Annotated in this window: 18 protein-coding genes; 11 read left to right on the forward strand and 7 right to left on the reverse strand. The window is 72.7% G+C overall.

Annotated features, from left to right (window positions below; all coding sequences use genetic code 11):
• Positions 1–418: 418 nt before the first annotated feature.
• On the forward strand, positions 419–1,708 hold the full coding sequence (gene serS, locus ACFWJW_RS10295; RefSeq protein WP_387237524.1) for a serine--tRNA ligase: 1,290 nt from the start codon (positions 419–421) through the stop codon (positions 1,706–1,708).
• On the forward strand, positions 1,705–2,535 hold the full coding sequence (locus ACFWJW_RS10300) for an HAD family hydrolase (RefSeq protein ID WP_387237527.1): 831 nt from the start codon (positions 1,705–1,707) through the stop codon (positions 2,533–2,535). Before serS ends, ACFWJW_RS10300 begins: the two co-directional genes overlap by 4 nt.
• Here the strand turns inward: ACFWJW_RS10300 and ACFWJW_RS10305 are convergent.
• Both ACFWJW_RS10305 and ACFWJW_RS10310 read right to left on the reverse strand, forming a co-directional pair.
• On the reverse strand, positions 2,523–3,209 hold the full coding sequence (locus ACFWJW_RS10305; RefSeq protein WP_387237815.1) for a rhomboid-like protein: 687 nt from the start codon (positions 3,207–3,209) through the stop codon (positions 2,523–2,525). The two genes, ACFWJW_RS10300 and ACFWJW_RS10305, sit on opposite strands and share 13 nt — an antisense overlap.
• Positions 3,210–3,262: 53 nt before the next feature.
• Positions 3,263–4,321 carry an Lrp/AsnC family transcriptional regulator gene (locus tag ACFWJW_RS10310; RefSeq protein ID WP_387237530.1) on the reverse strand — a complete coding sequence of 353 codons (1,059 nt, stop codon included), beginning with the start codon at positions 4,319–4,321 and terminating at the stop codon, positions 3,263–3,265.
• A 181-nt stretch (positions 4,322–4,502) separates the two neighbouring features.
• Here ACFWJW_RS10310 and ACFWJW_RS10315 point away from each other — a divergent pair, with 181 nt between their 5' ends.
• Positions 4,503–6,062 (forward strand): MFS transporter, encoded by a 1,560-nt coding sequence (locus ACFWJW_RS10315; RefSeq protein WP_387237533.1) that lies wholly within the window; start codon positions 4,503–4,505, stop codon positions 6,060–6,062.
• Positions 6,063–6,228: 166 nt separating this feature from the next.
• Positions 6,229–7,155, forward strand: coding sequence for a LysR family transcriptional regulator (locus ACFWJW_RS10320; RefSeq protein WP_387237536.1), 927 nt, complete (start codon positions 6,229–6,231; stop codon positions 7,153–7,155).
• A 132-nt stretch (positions 7,156–7,287) separates the two neighbouring features.
• Here ACFWJW_RS10320 and ACFWJW_RS10325 read toward each other — a convergent pair whose 3' ends face one another.
• Positions 7,288–8,208, reverse strand: coding sequence for a MerR family transcriptional regulator (locus ACFWJW_RS10325; protein WP_387237539.1), 921 nt, complete (start codon positions 8,206–8,208; stop codon positions 7,288–7,290).
• A 392-nt stretch (positions 8,209–8,600) separates the two neighbouring features.
• Here ACFWJW_RS10325 and ACFWJW_RS10330 point away from each other — a divergent pair, with 392 nt between their 5' ends.
• The 5 genes from ACFWJW_RS10330 (at position 8,601) to mltG (ending at position 13,903) form a co-directional block, all read left to right on the forward strand.
• Complete coding sequence (locus tag ACFWJW_RS10330; protein WP_387237542.1) at positions 8,601–8,915, forward strand: SAV_915 family protein; 315 nt, start codon at positions 8,601–8,603, stop codon at positions 8,913–8,915.
• Between the two features lie 16 nt (positions 8,916–8,931).
• The gene (gene lysA, locus ACFWJW_RS10335; RefSeq protein WP_387237545.1) at positions 8,932–10,335 is read left to right on the forward strand and encodes a diaminopimelate decarboxylase; all 1,404 of its coding nucleotides are present in this window, start codon (positions 8,932–8,934) and stop codon (positions 10,333–10,335) included.
• Positions 10,336–10,597: 262 nt separating this feature from the next.
• Positions 10,598–11,308, forward strand: a complete 711-nt coding sequence (locus ACFWJW_RS10340) for a FadR/GntR family transcriptional regulator (protein WP_387237548.1) — start codon at positions 10,598–10,600, stop codon at positions 11,306–11,308.
• Between the two features lie 142 nt (positions 11,309–11,450).
• Complete coding sequence (locus ACFWJW_RS10345) at positions 11,451–12,722, forward strand: CynX/NimT family MFS transporter (protein WP_387237551.1); 1,272 nt, start codon at positions 11,451–11,453, stop codon at positions 12,720–12,722.
• 320 nt (positions 12,723–13,042) lie between these two features.
• Positions 13,043–13,903 carry an endolytic transglycosylase MltG gene (gene mltG, locus ACFWJW_RS10350; protein WP_387237554.1) on the forward strand — a complete coding sequence of 287 codons (861 nt, stop codon included), beginning with the start codon at positions 13,043–13,045 and terminating at the stop codon, positions 13,901–13,903.
• A 26-nt stretch (positions 13,904–13,929) separates the two neighbouring features.
• On the opposite strand, the gene ACFWJW_RS10355 is transcribed toward mltG, so the two are convergent.
• The 4 genes from ACFWJW_RS10355 to ACFWJW_RS10370 form a co-directional block, all read right to left on the reverse strand.
• Positions 13,930–14,649, reverse strand: coding sequence for an ABC transporter permease subunit (locus ACFWJW_RS10355; protein WP_387237818.1), 720 nt, complete (start codon positions 14,647–14,649; stop codon positions 13,930–13,932).
• Between the two features lie 78 nt (positions 14,650–14,727).
• The gene (locus ACFWJW_RS10360) at positions 14,728–15,639 is read right to left on the reverse strand and encodes an ABC transporter ATP-binding protein (RefSeq protein ID WP_387237556.1); all 912 of its coding nucleotides are present in this window, start codon (positions 15,637–15,639) and stop codon (positions 14,728–14,730) included.
• A 103-nt stretch (positions 15,640–15,742) separates the two neighbouring features.
• On the reverse strand, positions 15,743–16,654 hold the full coding sequence (locus tag ACFWJW_RS10365) for an ABC transporter permease subunit (RefSeq protein WP_387237559.1): 912 nt from the start codon (positions 16,652–16,654) through the stop codon (positions 15,743–15,745).
• A 4-nt stretch (positions 16,655–16,658) separates the two neighbouring features.
• The gene (locus ACFWJW_RS10370) at positions 16,659–17,759 is read right to left on the reverse strand and encodes an ABC transporter ATP-binding protein (protein WP_387237562.1); all 1,101 of its coding nucleotides are present in this window, start codon (positions 17,757–17,759) and stop codon (positions 16,659–16,661) included.
• Between the two features lie 174 nt (positions 17,760–17,933).
• Here ACFWJW_RS10370 and ACFWJW_RS10375 point away from each other — a divergent pair, with 174 nt between their 5' ends.
• Both ACFWJW_RS10375 and ACFWJW_RS10380 read left to right on the forward strand, forming a co-directional pair.
• Entirely contained in the window at positions 17,934–18,803 is an 870-nt protein-coding gene (locus ACFWJW_RS10375) for a M24 family metallopeptidase (protein ID WP_387237565.1), read from the forward strand.
• Positions 18,804–19,045: 242 nt separating this feature from the next.
• Positions 19,046–20,806 (forward strand): SDR family oxidoreductase, encoded by a 1,761-nt coding sequence (locus ACFWJW_RS10380; protein ID WP_387237568.1) that lies wholly within the window; start codon positions 19,046–19,048, stop codon positions 20,804–20,806.
• Positions 20,807–20,897 lie beyond the last annotated feature (91 nt).

A 20,897-nucleotide genomic window follows, 5' to 3' on the forward strand; every position in this document is an offset into this window, starting at 1 on the left:
CAGGGAATCCATAGCCGAGCATTTCGGGAGCGGAATGATCACCTCCGACTTCCACAGATCTCACACACAGCCTGTGGATAAGAATCCCGAAAACCCCGCCCCCTGTGGACAACCGGCGGTTCACGGGGGATAACTCAGGGTCCGCACCCCGCCCCGGCGCCCGTCCAACTCCCGTTGTCCACACAGTGGATCATCGCCGCGGATGCCGCGAAAACCCCGTCACGGACGCGGTGAAGGAGTTGCGACGGACCCGGCGAAGGGGGCACACCGGCCACCCCCGCGGCACGGAATGCGCGGGAATTCCGCACCGCCTTTCGTGCCCCACCCCTAAGGGAATAAACAACCCCAAAACGGACAAACTGGTATGCCGGGGAATATGGCGTCGAGTGGCGGGGCGTGGCCCCGGTAGCCTGGGGGGGTGATTGACCTTCGCCTGCTCCGTGAGGACCCCGACCGTGTGCGCGCGTCCCAGCGCGCCCGTGGAGAGGACGTCGAGCTCGTCGACGCGCTTCTCTCCGCCGACGAGCGGCGCAGGTCGTCCAGCGTCCGCTTCGACGAGCTGCGTGCCGAGCAGAAGTCGCTCGGCAAGCTCATCCCCAAGGCCGCCGGCGACGAGAAGGCCGAGCTGCTGAAGAAGGCCGGTGAGCTGGCCGCCGCCGTCAAGGCCGCCGACGCCGCCCAGGACGAGGCCAAGGAAGAGACGCAGTCGCTGCTGCGGAAGCTCGGCAACCTCGTCCACCCCGACGTCCCGGTCGGCGGCGAGGAGGACTTCCGGGTCCTGGAGACGCACGGCACGATCCGCGACTTCACCGCCGAGGGCTTCGAGCCCAAGGACCACCTGGAGATCGGCGAGCTGCTCGGCGCCATCGACGTCGAGCGCGGCGCCAAGGTCTCCGGCTCCCGCTTCTACTACCTCACGGGCGTCGGCGCGCTGCTGGAGCTCGCGCTGGTGAACGCCGCCATCGCACAGGCCACCGCGGCCGGTTTCACGCCGATGCTGACCCCCGCCCTGGTGCGTCCGCGCGCCATGGAGGGCACCGGCTTCCTCGGCCAGGCCGCGGAGAACGTCTACCACCTGGAGAAGGACGACTACTACCTGGTCGGCACCTCCGAGGTCCCGCTCGCCGCGTACCACATGGACGAGATCGTGGACGCCGCCAAGCTGCCGCTGCGCTACGCCGGTTTCTCGCCGTGCTTCCGCCGCGAGGCCGGCACCTACGGCAAGGACACCCGCGGCATCTTCCGGGTCCACCAGTTCGACAAGGTCGAGATGTTCTCCTACGTCGCGCCGGAGGACGCCCAGGCCGAGCACCAGCGGCTGCTGGACTGGGAGAAGCAGTGGCTGACCGGTCTGGAGCTGCCCTTCCAGGTCATCGATGTCGCCACCGGTGACCTCGGCGCCTCCGCCTCCCGCAAGTTCGACTGCGAGGCGTGGATCCCCACCCAGGGCAAGTACCGCGAGCTGACCTCCGCGTCGAACTGCGACGAGTTCCAGGCGCGGCGCCTCTCGGTCCGGATGCGGGAGAACGTCGACGGCAAGCAGAAGGTCTCGCCGCTGGCGACGCTCAATGGCACGCTCTGCGCCATCCCGCGCACCATCGTGGCGCTCTTCGAGAACCACCAGCAGGCGGACGGCTCCGTGCGCGTCCCCGAGGTGCTCCGCCCCTACCTGGGCGGCCGGGAGATCCTGGAGCCCGTCGCCAAGTGAGCGCACCCGCTCCGGCCGCGGGCACCCCGCTGCCGTACAAGCTCATCGCGACCGACCTCGACGGGACGCTGCTGCGCGCCGACGAGACCGTCTCCGAGCGCACCCGCCGGGCGCTCGCCGCGGCCACCGCGGCGGGCGCGGCGCACATCGTCGTCACCGGCCGGGCCGTGCCCTGGACCCGGCACATCCTCGACGCCCTGGACTACCGGGGCCTCGCGGTGTGCGGACAGGGCGGTCAGGTCTACCACGCCGGGGAGCACCGGCTGCTGACGTCGGTGACGCTCGACCGCCAGCTCGCCGGTCTCGCGCTGGCCAAGATCGAGGCCGAGGTCGGCCCGCTCCATCTGGCGGCGAGCCGGGACGGTCTGGAGGGCGAGGTGCTGGTCGGCCCCGGCTACCGCGTCCAGGAAGGCCCGCTGCCGAGCATCCTGATGGACGACCCCGCCGACCTGTGGGCGGCCCCGGTCAACAAGGTCTACCTCCAGCACCCGACCCTGGACGACGATGCGCTGGCCCTGGCCGCGCGTCAGGTCGCCGGGGATCTGGTCGGGGTGACGGTGGCCGGCGAGGGCATCGTCGAACTGCTGCCGCTGGGCCTGTCGAAGGCCACCGGACTGTCGCTGGCCGCCCGCCGGCTGGGCCTCACCGCCAAGGACACCATCGCCTTCGGCGACATGCCCAACGACATCCCGATGTTCGGCTGGGCCGCGCACGGGGTGGCGATGGCCAACGCCCATGACGAACTGAAGGCCGTCGCGGACGAGTTCACCACCTCCCACGAGGAGGACGGCGTCGCGGTGGTGCTGGAGCGGCTCTACCTCTCCTGAGGGCTTTCCGGCCGCTGCTCCGGCGGCGGCCCGGCGGCCCGGTCCGTGGGGCCCGTCCCGTCCTCCGGCGGCAGCTCCTCGGCGGCCGCCGGGGTCAGCGGCCAGGCCGCGAAGCCCATGACCAGCGCGATGGCATGGCCGAAGTCGGTGAAGGTCGCCCCGGTCAGCAGCGGAACGCCGAAGAAGACCAGTACCCCGGCGAGGTAGCCGTAGCGCCAGGGCGGCCGCAGCCGGTACGTCAGCACCCCGGCGGCCGCCGCCAGCCCGTACGAGACCCCGATGTCCACGACATGGGTCATCGAACGCGGCAGCCGGTGCCCCTCGATGGCGAGCAGGACCAGCTCCTGGCTGGCGAGGGTGGCGGCGATATGCGCGCCGCCGACGGTCAGCAGCCAGCGCGCGGTCCCGGTCCAGCGCTCCACGTTGGCGTGCAGCAGCTCGAACATCACCGCATAGAGCAGGAAGGACTCGGGACGCTCGATCCAGAAGCCGCTGATCAGCAGCGACGGCAGCGGATGCTCGTTCAGCTCGTGGATGTTGCTGCTGGTGCGGTGGACCAGGAACTGCCCCAGCCCCTCGGAGGCGGCGGCGATGACCAGGCTGGTGATGCCGATGACCAGCAGCCAGATATGGGTGCCGGGGCTGCTGCGTACCCAGTCCTTCGCCCAGGTCAGGGGGTTGACGGTGGACGGGCGTCGGCCGCCGCGCGGCGGCTCGGCCGGCGGCCTCACCGGCGGCGCCCCGGGGCGGCGGGGCCGGCGGAGAACAGCGGTCCCGGCCCCTTGAGGTGCCGGATGCGGGGCGCGCTCTCCATGGCCCGTACGCCGGGCAGCGCCGCCACCCGGGTCGTCAGATAGGTGTAGACGGCGCGGACGTCGCGGCAGAGCACCGAGGCGAAGAGGTTGTGCGGGCCGGTGGTGGCGCAGGCGTAGCCGACTTCCGGGTGGGCCGCCATCGCCTCGCCGGCGGCGGCGAGCCGGGCGGGCTCGACGGACAGCCACAGGGCCACCATCACGCCGTACCCGAACTGCCCCAGGTCGTAATCGACGTCGTAATACAGGGCACCGGTCGCCCGCAGTTCGGTGCAGCGGCGGCGGACGGTGGTGGGTGACCAGCCGGTGGCAGCGGCGAGTTCGGCCAGCGGGGTGCGGCCGTCCCGGGCGAGGGCATCGAAGAGCCGGCGGTCGGCGTCGGTGAGCGTGACCGGGGCGGCGGCCGGGGCCGGCGGGGGCGGGCTCAGCCGGGCGATCTGCTCGTCGGTCAGCGCACCGGACTTGTTGATCAGGCCCTGGGGGCCGCCGAAGAACTGGTGCAGCCGGCAGTGGGCGGTCACCCCGATGACGCTCGGGGTGCGGGGCAGCTTCTGGAGCAGCAGATCGCTGTGGTCGCCGTTCGCCGCCCGGCACACCGCGGAGATCTCGGTGCCGCCGGACATCAGGCTGACCCAGGAGGTGTCCGGGCGACGGGCCAGCGCCTCGGCGACGGCGACCGCGGCGTCCGGTGCGCACTGCACCCGCACCAGCCACTGCACCTCGCCCAGCGCCTGCGGGTCGGGCAGCCCCAGCACCTTGAGCGCGCCCTGGGTGCGATGCCGGGTGTAGCGCCGGGCGACGGTCTGGTCGGAGACCCCGAGCGCGGCGGCGATCCGGCTGAACGGCGCCCGGCCGTCGAGCTGAAGGGCATGGATCAGCCGGTGATCGAGGTCGTCGAAACCGGTGGGGCCGCCGGGAACCGCACCGGTGCCGCTCCCCCGGTCCGCCGCGGCCGGCTTCCCGTCGGATTTCACCGTTCGAGGCTAACCCGTGTCGGATTGCGCCGCCGGGCACGCGGTGGCTGGGAGTGCGGACGGTGCCGGCCGCACCGTGGCGTCGGCAATACGGGACGCCGGCCGGCGAACCGGCGGGCCGGGCCGGACCTTCGGGCGGCGCCGGCCGCCGGTACCGGCCGCTACGAACGGAGGAAAGAAAATGCGGAGCGCACCCGAGAGGGGGACCGCGGCGGGCGGCCGGGCGCCGGGCGCGGGCGGGGAGCCGGGCGGCGGACCGGCCGGGAAGTGGTGGCCGCTGGCCGCCATCACCCTCGGCAACTTCCTGCTGCTGGTCGATGTGACGATCGTGAACACCGCGCTGCCCCGGATAGCCGACGGCCTGGGCGCCACCTTCACCTCGCTCCAGTGGGTGATGGACATCTACGCGCTGGCGCTGGCCGCGCTGCTGATGGTGGCGGGCTCGGCCGCGGACCTCTACGGGCGGCGCCGGCTGTACGTCGCCGGGCTGACGCTGTTCGCGCTCGCCTCACTGGGCTGCGGTCTGGCCCCGGACGCGGGCGTTCTGGTCGCGGCCCGCGCCGTGCAGGGGGTGGGCGCGGCGGCGATGTTCGCCACCAACACCCCGCTGCTGATGGCCGCTTATCAGGGCCGGGACCGGGGCGTGGCGTTCGGCGTCTGGGGCGGCACCAGCGGCGCCGCGGCCGCGATCGGCCCCGTACTGGGCGGCCTGCTCACCGAGTACGTGGACTGGCGGGCCATCTTCCTGGTCAATCTGCCGCTGACCGCCGTCGCGGTGTGGATCACGATGCGCCGGGTGCCCGCGTCGCCCGGCGACCCCACCGCCCGGATCGACTGGCCGGGCGCCGCGTCCTTCACGGCCTGCGCGGGCGCGCTGACCTACGGGCTGATCCGCGGCGGCGAGCAGGGCTGGACGGAGTCCGGGACGCTCGCCGCGCTCGGCGGTGCGGCGCTGGCACTGCTGGTGTTCCTCGTCGTCGAACGGCGGGTGCACCGGCCGCTGCTGGACCTGGGACTGCTGCGCCGCCCGTCGTTCGCGGCGCTGCTGGCGGCGGCGCTGCTGCTCCAGGCCGCGGCCTTCCCGTATCTCACCTTCGTGGGGCTGTGGGTGCAGAACGTCCTCGGCCTGAGCCCCGTGCGGGCGGGCCTGGCGGTGACGCCGATGGCGCTGATGTCCCTGCTGGTCGGTGCGCTGGGCGGCCGGCGGCTCCAGCGGATGGCGCCCCACCTCCCGGTCGGTATCGGCCTGTTGCTGGTGGGCGCCGGGGTGCTGCTGGAGTACGCGCTGCTGGACGACGGTGCCGGCTGGGCGGCGCTGGTCCCCGGCCTCGCGGTGAGCGGGCTGGGCATCGGGGCGGCGATGCCGGTCCTGGTCTCGGCGGCGCTCGGCGCGGTGCCCCCGCAGCGGGCGGGGATGGCGAGCGGTGCCGTGAACACCTCCCGGCAGCTGGGCTACGCACTGGGCATCGCGGCCCTCGGCACGGTCTTCGCCGACGCGCTGCACGGCCTCCGGCCCGGGGCCTCCCGTACGGCCGTGGCCGCCGCCCATGTCGCCGGGCTGAGCGACATCTTGCTGATCTCGGGGGTGGTGGCGTCGGCGGGCGGGGTGCTGGTCCTGGTCGTCGTGCGGGGCCACCGGTCGGCGACGGAAGGACAGCAGAGCCGGAGCGGGACGGATCAGGGCCCGCTCGGGGGACGGATCGGGGTCGCGTCAGGGACGGCTCGGGGCCGGGCGGAGTAAACGCCGGGCATACGGGTCGGCACCCGGAACCGTACGGCCGTACGCGGTTCCGGGTTGCCGCCCTGGGCCCTGCGACGATCTTCGCCGCGCCCGCACACCCAAGTCAATCCTCTGATCTCCTTTCACATCCCTTAGCCATGGCTTGGGTTGGCGCTACCGTGAGCCGGTGACCCTCGATGACCTGCGCGCTTTCGTGGCCGTGTGCGAGGCGGGCAGCCTCAGCGCCGTCGCCCGCGACCTCGGGTGCACCCAATCGGCCGTCAGCCAGCGCATCAAGCGCGTCGAACGAGCGGCGGGCATCGGCCTGTTGGAACGCCGGCCACGCGGGGTGGCACCGACCCAGGCGGGCCGGATCCTGCACCGCGCGGCCGCGGACGGCCTCAGCGGGCTGGATCTGGCGCTGCGCCGGCTGGCCGATCTGCGCGCGGGCGACGGCGGCACCGTCCGGGTGACCACCGGCGCCACGACCGTGCGGCACTTCATGGCCGACGCGGTGGTCGCCTTCCGCGCCCGCCATCCGCACGTCAACCTGGAGTTCCGGACCGAGAGTTCCAGCAGCCGCTGCTTCGAGGCGGTCGCGGACGGCAGCTCCGAACTGGCCTGGATCACCATCGGCCCACCGGTGCGCGGTATCGAGCAGCATCCGGTGGTCCGCCTGCCGTGGGTGCTCGCCGTACCCGCCGATGACCCGCTCGCCGGCCGGGAGTGCATCGAGCCCGGCGAGCTGGCCGGCATCCGGCACATACGGCTGCCGGAGAACTCCACCTCCCGGATGCGCCTCGACGGCCACCTCGGCCACCAGGACACCGGCCCGGCGCCGGCCCCGAGCACCACCAGCGTCGCCGACTGGGACACCGCCCTGCTGCTGGCCGAACTCGGCGTCGGCCATGCGGTCGTTCCCCGGCTGCCGGGCCTCCAGGCCACCGCCCGGCCGGCCCTGCGGCTGATCCCGATCGCCGGCCTGCCCCCGCTGGCCACCGGCTGGGCGGTCCGCCGGTGGGCGGCGCTGAGCCCGGCGGCGGTGGCGTTCGCGGAGACGGTCACCGCGGGGCTCGGCGGGGCGGCGGCGGGCGAGGAGACCACGACGGGCTGAAGGGGGGCGTGGGCGGCGGGTGTTGTGGGGCGGCGGGTGGTCGGGCGGGGCACCTGGATTTTCCGGCCGGAGGTGACGCCCGGCGTCCGGCCTCGGGTGGCCCGGTGCCAGGCGGGGTTGCCGGGCCGGGTGTTACGCCCTGACCACCGGCTCCTGGATCTCCGTGACCCACTTCTCCTGGTCCGGCGGGCACTCCAGATACAGCTCGCGGGCGTACCCGGCGGAGCGATAGCCGTTGTCGTCGATCCAGTGCGCGAGATTCTGGGCGGTCGGCAGAATGCGGCTCATCGGGCCGCGGTGCACCACCGTGGCGGCGCTGTCCAGGCCGGGGAGGGTGACGATGTCGAAGCCGAGGCCGGTGGCGGCGGGGGTCCCGGGGCGGCCGGAGGTGTCACCGGCCGTCGCCCCCGCCTTCGCCAGCGCCTCCTCCGTGATCACCATCCCCGCGTGCACGACGACGGCGTCCGTTCCGTCACTCCCCCCGGCGGGCCGCCCGCTCCCCCCGCCCGGCTCCGGTACGTCCTCGTAGTACGCCAGCCCCGGCCCCGCCGGCGTCACCCCCGCCGTCTCCAGCAGCCGGCACAGCTCGGCGTAGAGCGGCGTGATCACCGGGCCGATGTCCTCCGGCCCGTAACTGGCGGCGGTCCCGCGCAGCTCGGCGAGCAGGACCGTTCCGGTGCGCTTGACCACCACATCGTCGGCAGACATGCGTCCCTCACTCTCGATCGTCCGGAGCCTCGCCTCGACCTGCGCCAGCCGCGCTTCCGCCGCCGTCCGCGCCGCCGCCAGCTCCGCCTGCCGCAGCCGCAGCATCCCGCGCAGCTCCGGCACGCTCACCTCCTCGGCCAGGATCGCCCCCACCTGCTGGAGGCTGAACCCGAGGTCCTTGAGGGCGATGATGCGGTTGAGCCGGGCGAGCTGGGCCGCCTCGTAGAAGCGGTAGCCGCTGACGGGGTCGGTACGGGCCGGGCGCAGCAGCCCGATCGCGTCGTAGTGGCGCAGCATGCGGGCCGACACACGGCCGTACTGGGCGAAGTCTCCGATGGTGAACATGACGCCTTCCAGTGGAGTGCTTTCCACAGTGTCAAGGTCAAGCGCGGCGGTCCACGGGCGATGGACCGGGTGGCGGACGGGGGCCGGCGGGGCCGGTCCGTGCCGGGCCGGGCCGGGCCGGGCCGGGCCGGGCCGGGCTGGGCCGGGTGCCTGGGGCCGGAGCCGGATACCGAAAGCGGGAGCCGGATGCCGGATACCGGACGCCCGGAGTCACCGCCGCCGCACAATCGGCCACCGGGCGGCAGCATCGCGTCAAGTAGCGGCCGCAACCCGTCAATGACACGTCAGCGACCGGCGGAGTGCCCCGTTCACCGGGCATAGCGTCAGAGCCGAGTCCCGGCATACGCGTTTCCCACCGGTCCGGGGCCGAGTTCCGTCCGAGGAGCAACGCCGTGTCCCACCATCTGAACGCGGAAGATCCCGAGCCTGCCGATCGTGTCCCGGCCGGACCGCTGTTCGTCCCCGTCCGGTCGGGCCCCGCGGGCTGCACGGCCCGCCTGTTCCGCACTCCGCTCGGCGGCCGTACCGCCGTCGCCTTCACCTCGCCCCAGCGGCTGGCCGCGGCCCTCGGCGGCGGCCAGCCCTGGGTCAGGCTCTCCGAGCCCGCGCTGCGTGCGCTGGCCGACCCCGTAGGGGCCACGGCCCTGACCGTGGACCCCCGATACGTCCCTGACGCTCCCCGTAGCCCTCACCTACGGGCCGCCTGAGGGAGGGGTGACCGCGATGAGTCACAGCACTCTGCCGCCAGCCGGCCACGAGGCCGGTCAACCGCCACCGGCCACCGCCGTGGCGCCCCCGCCCCGCACCGCCGCCCGACCACCGTCCGGCAGCGAGCCGCGGTCCATCTGGCCCGCGTCCACGGCACCGGTCGGCCATGACGACCTCGCCGTCGGCGGTGTCCCGCTCACCGAGCTGGCCGACCGCTTCGGCACCCCCGCCTACGTCCTGGACGAGGACGAAGTGCGCCACCGCTGCCGCGCCTACCTACGGGCCTTCCCTGACACCGAGGTCTACTACGCGGCCAAAGCCTTCCTGTGCCGCGCGATGGTGCACTGGGTGCAGGAGGAGGGCCTGGGGCTGGACGTCTGCTCCGCCGGCGAGCTGGAACTGGCCGTCACCACCGGCTTTCCGCCCGAGCGGATCGTGCTGCACGGCAACGCCAAGAGCCCGGCCGACCTGCGGGCCGCCCTGCGGCTGGGCGTCGGCCGGATCGTCATCGACAGCACCTCGGAGATCGCCCGGCTGGCCGCCGCGGTCCCGGCGGGCAGCCGCCAGAAGGTACTGATCCGGGTCGTACCGGGGATCGCCGCCGGCGGCCACGCCAAGATCCGTACCGGGACCGACGACCAGAAGTTCGGCCTGTCCATCGCCGACGGCTCCGCGCAGCACGCCATCGCCCGGGTGCTCAGCCAGCCACGCCTCGAACTGACGGGCCTGCACTGCCACTTGGGCTCGCAGATCACCACAGTGAAGCCCTATCTGTCGGCGGTACGACGGCTGATCGGCCTGCTGGCCCGCGTCCGGGAGCACCACGGCAGCACGCTGCCCGAACTGGACCTCGGCGGCGGCCACGGCGTCGCCTACCGCCCCGGCGAGCCCGCGCTCGACCCCGGCGCCCTCGGCACCAAGATCCGCGCCGAACTGGCCCGCGGCTGCGCGGCGGCCGGGCTGCCGGTGCCCCGGCTCGCCATCGAACCGGGCCGCGCCATCGCGGGCCCGGCCGGGGTCGTCCTCTACCGGGTGCTGTCCGTCAAACGGACCGGCGCCCACACCTTCGTGGCGGTGGACGGCGGGATGAGCGACAACCCGCGGCCCGCGCTGTATGGGGTGCGCTACGCGCCCCGGCTGGTCGGCCGCGCCTCGGCGGCCACGCCGGAACCCGTCACCGTCGTCGGGCGGCACTGCGAGGCCGGCGATGTCCTCGCCGCCGATGCCCAGCTCCCCGGCGACATCCGCCCCGGCGATCTGCTGGCCGTCCCCGTCGCCGGCGCGTACCACCTCTCGATGGCCTCCGGCTACAACCTCGTCGGCCGCCCGCCGGTCATCGCCGTCACGGGAGGACATGCCCGCCTTCTCGTACGGCGCGAATCCCTGGCGGACATCCAGGAGCGGGATATCGGGGTGTGAGGGTGGGGTGGGGTGAGGGGGCGGGCGGCGGGCCGCACCCTTGCCCTTGCCCTCGTCCGTGTCCGTGTCCGTCTCTGTGTCCGTGTACGATGAATCGATCAGTTGTAGGATGACTGGGCAACTGGCCGGGACGGGGCCGAGCCTCGGGGTCAGGGCCCCTACGGGTCTTACGGGTCTTACGGGTCCCGCGGATCCCTACTGGCCCTACTGGCCCCACTGGCCCTACGGCACCTACTGGTTCATCGACGCGAGCGGGATGGAAATGGCACTTCAGGCAGCGGGGCGGCAGTCCCTGGTGGACACCGTCGTCGACGCCCTGCGGTCCCAGCTGACGGCCGGCGAGTGGAAGGTGGGGTCCCGGATCCCCACCGAACATGCCCTCGCCGAGCAGCTCCAGGTCGGCCGGAACACCGTTCGCGAGGCGGTGCGGGTCCTCGTCCACGCCGGGATGCTGCGCTCACGCCAGGGCGAGGGCACCTTCGTCGTCTCCACCACGGACCCGGGCGACATCATGCGCGGCATCCAGCGGGCCGGTATCCGCGACGTACTGGAGCTGCGGATCGCGCTGGAGGCGGAGGCCGCCCGGCTGGCCGCGCTGCGTCACCGGCCCGACGACCTGGAACGGATGCGGGCCGCCCTGGACGCCGTGGCCGACCTGGCGGACGCGGAGGGAGCGCCGGACCCGGGTAATGCGGAGCTCTACGCCGATCATGACGTCGCCTTCCACAAGGCCGTCGTCGAAGCCGCGCACAACACCGCGCTGACGGCGACCTACGGCTGGTTCAGCAGCTCGGTACGGGAGGCCCTGGTCAGCGCGCTCGACGACCAGGCGATGCCGAGGATCGTGCACGGCGATCACCGCGCGGTCCTGGACGCCATCGCGGCCGGCGACCCGGACGCGGCGGAGCGCGCGACCCGCGCCCTGCTGGACAAGCCGAAGCGGGCCGTGGAGGCCCTACTGGCCGCCCGCTGACGCCGCCCCTTCCGTCTCTTCTCCCTCAGCCCGGCCCTTTCCGCCCTCTCCCCCCACACCACCCTTCTTCCGTCTTCTCTCCGCCTTCCTTCCTTCTTCCCGATCCACCATCCCGATCCGACACCTGACGAGGTATGCGCGTATGGCAGGGCCCAGGTCCGAAGCACCCTTGATCGACGCCGAGGAGGATCTGGTCCCGGCGCCGCCGGTCGCCACCGCCCGCCGTCGGCTGCGGGCCCATCCCGTGCTGGTCATGGCCGGGATCGTGCTTGCCGCGCTCAATATGCGTACGGCGCTGGCCGGGGTCTCACCGCTGCTCGGTGAGATCGGCGCGCACTACCGTCTGACCGCGACCGCCAGCAGCCTGGTGACGACCATCCCGCTGATCTTCATGGGCCTCGGCTCGATCGTCGCGCCGAAACTGGCGCGACGCTGGGGGACCGAGACGGCGCTCTGCGGGGCGCTGGTGGCGCTGTGCGGCGGCATCGTGCTGCGGATCGCCCCGCCGGTGGTCGCGCTGTTCGCCGGGGGTGCGGTGGTCGGCGGCTCGATAGCCCTGCTGAACGTGCTGATGCCGGGCCTGATCAAGCGGGACTTCCCGGAGCGGGCCGCGGGCATGACGGCGCTGTACTCGACCGCGATGATCCTGGGGGCGACCGTCTCCGCCGCCTCCGCGGTGCCGATGGAGAACGCGCTCGGCAGCTGGCAGGGCGCGCTGGTCTCCTGGGCGCTGCTGGCCGCCGTCGCCGCGGTCGTCTGGATCCCGCAGACGCTGATGGCCCGGCGCGGCACCCGCCATGGCGCGGCCGCGGCCACCCCCGTGCACCTCGCCGGGGACGGGCCGCGGCTCGGCCGCTCCCCGCTGGCCTGGCAGGTCACGCTGTTCATGGGCTCGCAGTCGCTGATCGCCTACGTGAGCATCGCCTGGATGCCGACGATCTTCACCGATCACGGCATGGGCAAGGGCGAGGCGGGTCTGGTCTTCGCCTTCAGCACGCTGGTGCAGATGGTCGGTTCGTTCGTGGTGCCGATGCTGGCGGGGCGGATGCGGCGGCAGCGGCTGCTGGGTGTGGCGGTGTCCGCGCTGATGGCCTGCGGCGTCACGGGGCTGCTGGTGGCGCCGGTGGCCGGGGCCTGGCTGTGGGCCGCGCTCCTCGGCGTCGGACAGGGCGGCGCGCTGGGCCTGGCCCTGACGATGATGGTCCTGCGCTCGGGCGACGCCCACACCGCCGCCCGCCTGTCCGGCATGGCCCAGACCGGCGGCTACCTCCTGGCCGCCGCCGGCCCCCTGGCCCTCGGCGCCGTCCACCAGGTCACCGACGGCTGGACCGTTCCCCTCGTCCTGCTCCTCGCCGTCTGTGCGGGCCTGGCCCTGCTGGGCCTGGGCGCGGGGCGGGATCGCCGGATCGGCTGACGGACGGGGCGGCGGGGCAGCCGTAGCGACGGGCAGCGGGGGGGGGACGACAGCGGCCGGGCGACGGGGCGGCGGCAGCGGCCGGGCGGCCGGGCAGCTGGGCGGCGGCAGCGACCGGGCGACACCCCGGCGTGCGCGGCCGGTCCGCCCCGTACCCCCGGCGTGCGCGGCTGGTCCCCCCCGTGCCCCCGCCGAGGCCCAGCTTTCCGGCAACGTCGCAGGTGGCGGGCGCATGACGAGCTGGTGAAGGATCTTCGTGGTGGGCAACGATCCGGCGGCGGCCGTCCCGCGGCCCGGCGGTCTCGCCTACGGTGCTCCCCATGAGCGATGCCCCGCACACCGTTCGCCGGCCAGGCCCGCGGCTCTCCCGCACCGGCCGGCGCGTTCTTGTGGCCGTGCTGTGTGTCCTGGTCGTCCTGATCGCCCTGGCCGTGCTGCTGCTGCCCCGGCTGCTGCGGGGGCCCGGCCAGACGCTGACCGTCCCGGAAGGGCAGCGGGCCACCCAGATCTACGCCGCCGCCGACAAGGCCCTGCACCTGCCCGCCGGGTCCACCGCGAAGGCGGCCAAGCGCACGCATCTCCCGCTGCCGGCCGAGGCGAAGGGCAACCCGGAGGGCTACCTCTTCCCGGCGACCTATCCGATCAGCTCGGACACCACTCCGGCGTCGCTGCTCACCTACATGGTCAAAACCGCCAAGCAGCGCCTCGCCGCCGACGGCATCAGCTCCTACCGGACGGTCCTCATCGCCAGCATCGTGCAGGCCGAGGCGGACCGGCCGGCCGATATGGGCAAGGTCGCCCGCGTCATCGACAACCGGCTCGCGCACCATATGCCGCTACAGATGGACTCGACGATCAACTACGCGCTGGGCCGCAGCACGCTCCGGACCAGCCACGCCGACACCAGGACCAAGAGCCCGTACAACACCTACCGCTACCAGGGCCTGCCGCCGACGCCGATCGACAATCCCGGTGCGGACGCGCTGAAGGCGGCCGGCGCGCCGCCCGCCGGCGACTGGCTCTACTTCGTCACCGTCAAACCGGGCGACACCCGCTTCACCGCCGACTACCAGCAGCATCTGGGCAACGTGCGGGAGTTCAACGAGCGGCAGCGCAGCGCCGGGAGCAGTGCGAATGGCGGGAGTGGTGGGAGTGGTGGGAGTGGTGGGGGCGGGGCTTAGGAACCGCCCCGTCCCCCCGGACGTCCTTACTCCTCGCCCGCCAGGGTGAGCGCCTTCAGACGACGGCCGGCGTACCAGGTGGCGACGCCGGTGAGCCCCACCAGCAGGCAGAGGGCGAGCGGCAGTTGCACATCGGAGGTGAGCGCACCGTCCGCGGCCGCCTTCTGGCCGACCGCCAGCGCCCACTGCTGGATGCTGAGGGTCTTCGCGCCCGGGATGAGCGTCCCCACGAACGTCTCCCAGATCAGGGCGTAGACCAGGCCGAACACGACGGCATGCCGGGTGACCGTGCCGAAGAGCAGGAAGAGGGCGCTGTAGGCGACCGAGGCGACGGCCGCCGCCACCGCGTACCCCACTGCCATCTGCTGGCTGTTGCCGTTGAGGAGGAAGCCGGCGAGCAGGACGGGGAGGGCGGAGAAGGCGACCGTGACGCCTATCGCGACCAGGAGTTTGGTGAGGATGATCGTCGGCCGGGGCACCGGCTTGGCCAGGAGGTAGACCACCGAGCCGTCGTCGATCTCCGGGCCGATCGCGCCCGTACCGGCGATGACGCCGATCAGCGGCACCATCGTGCCCAGCGCGAAGCCGCCCAGGATGCCGCCGGCGGTGGCATCGTCGGCACCGGCCAGCACGCGGACGGCCACCGCGAGCAGCACCAGCAGGGCGGGCAGCGCGAAGAGGATCAGGGCCCGCCGCCGGCCGAGCAGGGCGCGGTAGGTGAGCCGGGCGACGGTCGGGTGGAACAGCGAGACCTTGGGTGCGCCGGGGGGCGCGGCCGGGGCCGCCGGAGTGGTCGTGGACATGCGTCAGGGCTCCTTTCAGCCTCAGGCCGCTACGAGGTAGGAGAAGACGGATTCCAGCGACTCGTCGGAGGGCGAGACCGTCAGCAGGCGGATGCCGTGGTCGCGGGCGACCCGCGGCAGGAGTTCGGTGAAGCGGCCGAAGTCGATCGCCTGGATGCGCAGCGCGCCTTCGGTGAGGTCCACCTCGATGCCGGCCGTCGAGGGGTCGGCGATCAGCGCGCCGGCCAGCGCCCGGTCGTTGTCGGACCGGACGAGATAGCGGTGCGGGCGGTCCGTCATCAGCCGGCGGATCTTGCGGAAGTCTCCGGACGCGGCATGCCGCCCGGCCACCACCACCTCGATGTGCGCGGCGAGTTGCTCGACCTCTTCGAGGATGTGCGAGGAGAACAGGACCGTACGGCCCTCGTCGCCCATCCGCCGCAGCAGCTCCATCAGCTGCATCCGCTGGCGGGGGTCCATACCGTTGAACGGCTCGTCCAGCAGCAGCACCGACGGGTCGTGGACCAGCGCGGAAGCCATCTTCACCCGCTGCCGCATGCCCTTGCTGTACGTCGAGATCTTGCGGTCCTGGGCGTACTCCATCTCGACGGTGGCCAGCGCCCTCGCCGCCTCCGTCCGGCCGAGGCCGTGCAACTCGGCGTTGGCGAGGACGAATTCGCGCCCCGTGAGGAAGTCGTACATCGCCTCGCGCTCCGGGACGATGCCGATGTGGCGGTAGATGCCGGCGTTGCGCCAGATCGTCGTCCCGTCGAGGGTGACGGAGCCGTTGGAGGGCGCGAGGAAGCCGCCCATCATGTTGATCAGGGTGGACTTGCCGGCGCCGTTGGGGCCGAGCAGGCCGGTCACGCCGGGGCCGATGGTCATGGTGATGTCGTTGACGGCAACGACATTGCCGAACCAGCGGGAGACATGGTCGATGTGCAGAGTCGTCATGGGCGCGGCCCATTCCTTCGAAGGGTGGTGGCGGGCGACAGACGGAAGGCGCATGGGCGCAGCCCATCCCCGGGAAGGGTGGCGGTGGGTGACGGGCGGGAGGTCACAGGCCGGCCTTTCGGTAGCGGCGCATCAGGAGGGCGTAGCAGCCGACGATGACGGCCAGCGTCACGAGGAGATAGACGAAACCGGCGCCGGTGGTCGGGGCCAGGCCGTTGGGGAAGGAGCTGCTGCCGCCGAGGAATGTCGACTGCACCCCGTCGATCAGCGTGATGGGGGAGAACAGCCCCAGCCAGCCGACGGCGGACTCATTGCCCTGGACGAAGGCGATGCCCTGGACCGCGCTCACCGCGCCGTACGGGATGGTGAGGACGGCGATCACGGCGGCGACACCGAAGCCGCGGCGCGGGGTGACCGCGGCGACGACCAGGCCGATCCCGGCGAACAGCAGCGAGAGCAGCACCACGGCGACCAGCCCTTGTCCCAGGCCCTTGGTCTGGTCGAGGAAGTCCAGCTTCGCCAGCAGCGCGCCGACATAGAGGATCAGCAGCGGTATGCCGGTGAGGATGAAAAGGGCGGCGGCCATGGCCGCGAACTTCGAGGCCACGTAGTCGACCCGCTCGATGGGCCGGGAGAAATACAGCGGCATGGACTTGAACCGCAGATCGCGGGAGACCGATTGCGGGGCCTGCGCGGCCAGATACAGACCGATGACGGCCTGGAGGTAGACGGCGTAGCGGGAGTAACCGACCGGGAGGGCATCGGCCTTGGTGACCACCGCCACCGCCACCATGATCGCGGCGGGCAGGCACATCGCGACGAGGAGCAGCAGCGGCAGCACCTTGCTCTTGGCCGAACGGCCCAGACCGTAGGCGCCGCGCAGGCTCTGTGAGAAGAGCGACCGGCGGGCGTAGCCGCGGCCCAGGCGGGGACCGTCGTAGTGGCGGTAGCCGATGTTGTGGATATAGGCGTCGGCCGGTGCGCCGGAGGGGGACGCCGGGTGCGCGGACGTCATGGGCTCAGGCGACATCGTGGGCGCCTCCGTCCTGGGTGGCATACGGGGCGCCCGGGGCGCCTGCGGTGGCGGCGGCGGTGGCGGTGGCGGCCTGCGCCGCATCCGCGTCGCGGAAGACCTCGGCGATCTGGTGGCGGCGCTGTTCCATCCGGACCAGGCCGAGCCCGAGCCCGGCGACGGTGTCCCGCACCAGGTCGTACGTCTCCTCGCCGGCCGCCTCGACATACAAAAGGTGGCCGGAGGCGGCGAGACCCTCGGAGCCGGCCGCGCGGGTGGTCACCGTCGCACCGGCCGCGGCCAGGGCCGCACGCAGCGCTTCGGTGCCGTCCGGATGGGCGTCGGTGTCCGTGACCTCGACCGCCAGCGAGGCGGTGACCTGCGTGAACTCATCGGTCGAGGAGGACCGCAGGAGTTTGCCGCCGTCGATGACGACGACATGGTCACAGGTCCGCTCCAGCTCACCGAGGAGGTGGGACGTCACCAGGACGGAGATCCCGAAGTCGCTGTGGACGCGCCGGATCAGGCCGAGCATCTCGTCCCGCCCGGCCGGGTCGAGGCCGTTGGTGGGCTCGTCGAGGAACACCAGCTGCGGGTCGTGGACCAGCGCCTGGGCCAGTTTCACCCGCTGCTTCATACCGGTCGAGTAGCCGCCGATGGGGCGGTAGCGCTCCTCGTAGAGGCCGACATGGCGCAGGGTGTCCGCGGTGCGCTCGCGGGCGGCGGTCGGCGGCAGCCCGGACATCCGGGCCATGTGCACGACGAACTCCGTCGCCGAGACGTCCGGCGGCAGGCAGTCGTGCTCGGGCATGTAGCCGACCCGCTCACGGATGGCGCCGCCGTCCGTGGTCACGTCCAGGCCGAGGACATGCGCGGTCCCTTCGGTCGCCGGGGCCAGCCCGAGGAGGATCTTGATCAGGGTGGACTTTCCGGCACCGTTGGCACCCACCAGGCCCGTTACGCCGGGGGCGATGTCAACGGAGAGCCGGTCCAAGGCGGTCACCCGCGGGAACCGCTTGCTCAGGCTTTCGGTCACGATCACAGTCACGTCATCGACGGTAGTGGCACCCGCCACACCGGTCGTCAACCCAAACGATGGGATGCGCATCCCCCTGCGGTATTACGTGCCCGTAGGGGTCTCCTGCTGTGAGCTCCCCTGGCCTCAGGGCTGCCGGTGCATCTGTGCGGGCCTCTTGACGCAGCCGCCGGTCATTGTCACATTCATCAGTGTCAAGTTACGGGCACGTACCGCGATGGACGTCTCACGGACGGACGGTTGGCGATGGCCTCAGTCACCTCAGCGACCCCACCAGCAGCAGCCGGAGAACTCACCGCCGGGCCAAGGGGGTTCAGAGAGGCCCAGCGGCTCGCCTATGCCTGCGCGGAAGCGGTGGCCGCCCAGCTCAAGCCCGGGGTGACCGAGCGCGCGGCGGCACGGATGCAGCGCGAGTGGCTGCACGAGCGCGGCGTACGGGACTGGTTCCATCTGCCCTTCGCGTGGTTCGGCGACCGCACCGCCTTCGTCAACTTCCGGGTGCCGCTCCAGTTCTTCCCCACCCGGCGTGAGCTGGAGCCCGGGATGGCCTTCATCCTCGACCTGGCCCCGCTCCACAACGGCTACCCGGCCGACGTCGGCTACTCCGGCTGTCTGGGCCTCAACCCCGTGCACGACCGGCTGCTCGCCGACCTCGAAGCGCACCGGGAGCTCATCCTGCGCGAGGTGCGCGAACGACGGCCGCTGCGGGAGATCTACGCGGACGTCGACCGGCTGATGGTGCGGCAGGGCTATGCCAACCGCCACCGCGCCTACCCCTTCGGCGTCATCGCGCACAAGGTCGACCGGGTCCGGCAGCGCCGCTGGTCCCCCACCCTCTTCGGGTTCGGCATCCAGTCCCTCAGGGGCCTGGCCTCCGACGCATTGCACGGCCACCGCGACGGCTGGTCCCCGCTGTGGAGCCCGTACCGCTTCTCCGACCACCCGCCGCAGCCCGGCCTGTGGGCGGTCGAACCCCACCTCGGATTCCGGGGAACGGGCGCGAAGTTCGAGGAGATCCTGGTCGTGACGGACTCCAAGGACCCACAGGAAAGCGCCTTTTGGCTGGACGACGATCTGCCGCATGTGCGGCGCTGGCAGGAGGAGAAGGCCGCGTGAACATGGGACGAGGACGGGGAGCGGGCGACGGCCGGGGAAAGGGCGACGGCCGGGGAACGGGCGACGGCCGGGGGATGGGCAACCGACGGGGAAAGGGGAACGGCCGGGGGAAGGGCTCGGGCTCGGGGCGGGGGCAGCGGCCGGGAGCCGGGGCCGGGGTCTCGGCTGGGGCCGGGGTCGGTGCTGGGGCCTCGGCTGAGGCTGGGGTCAGGGTCGGGGCTGCGGCCGGGGCAGGGGGCACCGTGGGGCTCGCCGGGGCGCGGGAGCGCTGGGTGCGGACCGGCGGCATCGAGCTGTGCGTCGCCGAGCTGGGCGATCCGGCACAGCCCACGGTGCTGCTGGTGCACGGCTACCCGGACAGCAAGGAGGTGTGGTCCGAGGTCGCCCGCGGTCTGGCCGACCGCTTCCATGTGGTGCTCTACGACGTCCGGGGCTGCGGCCGGTCCACCGCCCCGCAGCCACTCCGGGGCGGCTTCACCCTGGAGAAGCTGACGGACGACTTCCTGGCCGTCGCCGACGCCGTCAGCCCCGACCGCCCGGTCCATCTGGTCGGTCATGACTGGGGCTCGGTGCAGGGCTGGGAGTTCGCCACGGTGCGGCGTACGGAAGGCCGGATCGCCTCCTTCACCTCCATGTCGGGCCCGTCCCTGGACCACTTCGGCCACTGGATCAAGAAGCGGACGGTGCGCCCCACCCCCCGCCGCGCCGCCCAGCTGCTCCACCAGAGCGCCAAGTCCTGGTACGTCTACATGCTGCATACCCCCGTACTGCCCGAGCTGGCGTGGAAGGGCCCACTCGGCAAGCGCTGGCCGAAGATCCTCCAGCGGGTGGAGAAGGTGCCGGGCGGTGACTACCCGACCGCTTCGCTGCCCACCGACGCGGCCCATGGCGCCTGGCTCTACCGCGACAATGTGCTCCCCCGGCTCCGCCGCCCACGCGCCGACGCCTATGCGCACTGCCCGGTCCAGCTCATCACCCCCACCGGCGACGCCTTCCTCTCGCCGCGGCTGTACGACGATCTGGAGCAGTGGGCGCCGCAGCTGGTACGCCGCACCCTCCCCGCCAAGCACTGGGTGCCCCGCACCCGCCCCGACCAGCTCGTCTCCTGGATCGGCGAGTTCATCACCGCCAAGGAGGAGGGCGACCCGGCGCGGCGGGTCGTGGCGTCCGGCGCCTACGCCGACCGGTTCGGCGGGCAGCTGGTGCTGGTGACCGGCGCGGCCGGCGGCATCGGCCGGGCCACGGCGTTCGCCTTCGCGGAGGCCGGCGCGCGGGTCATCGCCGTCGACCGGGACGCCGAGGGCGCGGCCCGGACCGCCGAGATGTCCCGGCTGATCGGTGCACCACAGGCATGGGCGGAGGTCGTCGATGTCTCCGACGAGGCGGCGATGGAGAAGCTCGCCGACAAGGTGCATACGGAGTACGGCACCGTCGATGTGCTGGTGAACAACGCCGGCATCGGCCTGTCCGGCTCCTTCCTCCAGACCGGGACCGAGGACTGGAAGAAGGTCCTGGACGTCAATCTGTGGGGCGTCATCCACGGCTGCCGGATCTTCGGCAAGCGGATGGCGGAACGCGGCCAGGGCGGCCATATCGTCAACACCGCCTCGGCAGCCGCCTTCCAGCCCTCGAAGCTGCTGCCCGCTTACAGCACCTCCAAGGCGGCCGTCCTGATGCTCAGCGAGTGTCTGCGCGCCGAGCTGGCAGGTCAGGGCATCGGCGTCTCGGCCATCTGCCCCGGGCTGGTCAACACCGGTATCACCAGCACCGCCCGCTTCACCGGAGTCTCGGCCGACGAGGAGAAGCGCCGCCAGGCCAGCGCCGCGCGGCTGTACGGGCTGCGCAACTACCCGCCGGAGAAGGTCGCCGACGCCATCCTGCGTGCGGTCGTCCGCAACCAGGCGGTGGTACCGGTCACCCCCGAAGCCCGCGGCGCCCATCTGCTCTCCCGCTTCGCCCCACGCGCCCTCCGCGCCCTCGCCCGCTTCGAGCCACGGATGTAGGGAGCGGTGGGGTGTGTACGGGGGCTCGGCACGCAGGGCCCCCGTCTGGCCGCTACGCCACCCCGTTGACCGCCGGGCCCGGAGCCTCGGG

The organism is Streptomyces sp. NPDC127097 (assembly GCF_042724075.1).
Lineage (GTDB): Bacteria > Actinomycetota > Actinomycetes > Streptomycetales > Streptomycetaceae > Streptomyces.